Annotated in this window: 3 protein-coding genes; 1 reads left to right on the top strand and 2 read right to left on the bottom strand. The window is 58.4% G+C overall.

Annotated features, from left to right (window positions below; translation table 11 throughout):
* Positions 1-35 precede the first annotated feature (35 nt).
* Positions 36-443 (bottom strand): ExbD/TolR family protein, encoded by a 408-nt coding sequence (locus IQ241_RS25060; RefSeq protein WP_193912517.1) that lies wholly within the window; start codon positions 441-443, stop codon positions 36-38.
* 73 nt (positions 444-516) lie between these two features.
* The gene (locus IQ241_RS25055) at positions 517-1,164 is read right to left on the bottom strand and encodes a MotA/TolQ/ExbB proton channel family protein (RefSeq protein ID WP_193912514.1); all 648 of its coding nucleotides are present in this window, start codon (positions 1,162-1,164) and stop codon (positions 517-519) included.
* 348 nt (positions 1,165-1,512) lie between these two features.
* Between IQ241_RS25055 and IQ241_RS25050 the strand changes: the two genes are divergently transcribed.
* Positions 1,513-2,932: TonB family protein (locus tag IQ241_RS25050; RefSeq protein ID WP_193912512.1), on the top strand; the 1,420-nt coding region annotated here is incomplete at its 3' end.

The following is a 2,932-nucleotide window of genomic DNA, read 5'->3' as shown; positions in this document are numbered from 1 at the left end:
GGGTGGAGGGTGGAGGGTTTTTGAGCGCATACTTCTCATTCTGCTTCCCGCTCTGTGGCAATTCCCAACGTTGCCCCTTCAATCTCTCTCAGCGCATCCATTACGGCAATCACGCGCCCATGGCTGACGGCTTCATCCGCGTTAATCACAATCACCGATTCTTGAGTCTCGTCTATAAGGTCGCGGACGCCGGACTGTAGCGCTTCTAGAGAAATGGCCTCTCGGTTTAGCGCAAGATCTCCAGATTCTTCGACCGTCACGGTAATCCGGGCGCGCTCCTGGACTTCAGCACTGGCCGCTTTAGGCAAATTGACCGGCAGAGATTCAGAGCGGGTTAGAAACAGGCTAGAGATGATGAAAAACGTCAGAATCGCAAAGATGACATCGATCATCGGGACGATGTTGAGTTCGAAGTCTTCTTCTTGTTCTTCGAGGTTGTACATGGGAGTAGGGGAGTAGGGGAGTGTTCGCAAAGCGTCGCCGTAGGCGTTAGGGGTGATGGAGTGGGGGAGTGCTTTAGGTGGCGTAGGCTTTTGTGGGGGTTCGGTGCTGTCGCTCGTATTGGGTTTCGTAGAGGATTTCGAGCTGCCCGCCGTATTCCTGGATTAGGGCGACCTGGCGCTTGTAGAGGCCGCGGAAGAGATTGGCGAATAGCAGGGTGAAGATGGCCACGACCAGGCCGGCTGCTGTAGAAACCAGGGCTTCGCTGATGCCGCCGGTCACTGCGCCAGCGTTGGCTCCTAGATCCCCAAGCTGAATTGCTTCAAAAGACGTAATCAGGCCCAAAATAGTACCCAGCAGTCCTAGCAGGGGGGCGACGCTGATGATGGTGGCGAAAACGGTGCTAAACCGCCGCAGATGGGGCAGTTCGGCCTGCATAGCGCTGGCTAAAGCCAGGTGGAACTGCTTGGGACTGGCTCCTTCGATTTCTAAGGCTTCTAGAAAAATGCGGGCGACCGGCAGGCTGATATTCTGCTTCAGCTTAGGATAGACGTCCGTTGGGCTATGCCGATAGGTGCGAATAATGTCCTGCATCACGCGGCGCTGACGGCGGTTGAGACGCACCCAGAAAATTAGACGCTCGATGATCAGCGCGATCGCGATGATTGAAAAGGCCAGCAGCGGCCACATGACGATGCCGCCTGCGACGAAAATGTTTTCCATGAATGTAGAGACTGGGATGGGTGGATGGTTTCGGAAGGTCGTCGAGTACAGATGAAAATCAATGTCAAGAGTATTGAGCCCGATTCCGATGCTTTTGTCAAGACTCTATAGCGAATAAAAGTTAATAAAACCTCGATTCTGAGTCGGCTTAGCTTTCGGAGAGACCGGTTCAGATCGTTCAAAAACTTTGTCCATAGAAGGATTTGCAAATGTAATCAGATTCTTGAGTGAGTTTTAGTTTTGATTCAGGCCAAATAACGATTCAGAAATATTCTCAATAAACCTTGACTTGATGGAACTTTTTCTTAATTATTGAAAGGCAGATTGTGAGTCGCGCGGACAGTTTCCATGAGCCTTTCCAACCTTTGCGTCGAACAGTACGAGTACGAGCAGGGCAAATTGCGCAAGCTGCTGCTCTGGGGACTGGCGGGGTCCCTGGGGGCGCACGCGATCGCGTTTGGCCTCAGCCAGCTGAATATTTGGCCACCGCCGGAAGCGGAGCTCTCGCTGATTGAGCTAATTGTGATGGAGCCGCCTGCCGAGCCGCTCGCCGAGCCCGTAGAACCGGTTGAGCTAGAAGAACCGGAGCCGGTCGAGCCCGCCGAGCTCAGCACCGAAACCAGCGATCCTGCACCCGCCGCACCGCAGGCTGCTGTGGTGGCGCCCCCCAAGCCTGCATCCGCTGCGCCGCCTGTGCCTGACCCAGCGACGCCAGCCGAACCCGAAACGCCAGCGCCGGAAGCTGCCCCTGAAGAAGTCACTCCTGACACTGAAGTTGAATCAGACCTAGAAGTACCTGAGGCAGCTGAGGAGGAAGAACCCGAAGCTGACGCGCTCGCCGAGGTTGAGGAAACACCGGAAGCCGAAGCGGATAGTCCTGACCCGGTGGCTGCCGCGCCGACTGAGTCCGAGCGGCGCGATCGCGTTCAAAGCCTGCTTCAGCAGCGACAAGAGGCGGATACGGGAGAAGTCGGTGCCGGGGAACCCGAGTCAGCGGTTGATTCGTCAGCATCGGCCGCTGACTCAGAATCAGGCTCTGAAACTGCCGCAGCGACGGCTCCAGCCAGCGGCGGCAGTGGGCAAGGTCAGGGCTCGCGCACCGTTGCCTGTCGCAACTGCGCCCGGCCCGATTATCCCGAAAGTGCCCTGGATGCCGGGGCAGAGGGTCAACCCATGGTCAGCGTTGATATCGCTCCCGACGGCAGCGTCCGCAGCGTCACCCTGACCCGCTCCAGCGGCAATGGGGCGATTGACCAGGCCGCTATCCAGGCCGCCCGTCGGTCTAGTTTTCAGCCGGTCAGCGGCGGGGCTAGCGTGCCGATTGAATATGACCTGTCGATCGAAGGCTCTCGCCGTAACCGCGATGCCCGGCAGCGGGGTGAACGACGCGCTGTTGATGTGCCGCCCGAGCCGACGCCGGAGACTGAATCGACGGCGGCTTCTCCTGAGACAGACTCTGGTGCGACGGCATCGCCAGCTCCTGCGGAACCAGCTGAGTCTGCGGAACCAGTGCCGACAGCGAATCCCAACTCAGAGACCAATTCAGCACCCGAGCCGGAGCCAGAGCCGGAAGCCGCTTTAGAAACAGAAACAGAGCCCAATCCAGCGCTAGCGGAGCCAGCACCCCCTGCTGCTCCAGAAGCCGAGTTCTTCCCTGAGCCCGCCGCCGCTCCCGAGCCCCAGCCGGCTTCACCACCACCATCCAGCAGTGCGACCCCGCCGCCAGCACCCGAGCCAGCACCCCCAGCGCCGTCTCCTGCTCCAGAAC

It is taken from the genome of Vasconcelosia minhoensis LEGE 07310, assembly GCF_015207255.1.
In the GTDB taxonomy this organism is placed as follows: domain Bacteria; phylum Cyanobacteriota; class Cyanobacteriia; order Phormidesmidales; family Phormidesmidaceae; genus Vasconcelosia; species Vasconcelosia minhoensis.
This window is presented reverse-complemented; position numbering and strand designations above follow the sequence as displayed.

What these genes read in the sequence shown, in the direction of transcription:
- IQ241_RS25055 (WP_193912514.1), bottom strand. Translation starts at nt 1,164, where the DNA reads ATGGAAAACATTTTCGTCGCAGGCGGCATCGTCATGTGGCCGCTGCTG.
- IQ241_RS25060 (WP_193912517.1), bottom strand. Translation starts at nt 443, where the DNA reads ATGTACAACCTCGAAGAACAAGAAGAAGACTTCGAACTCAACATCGTC.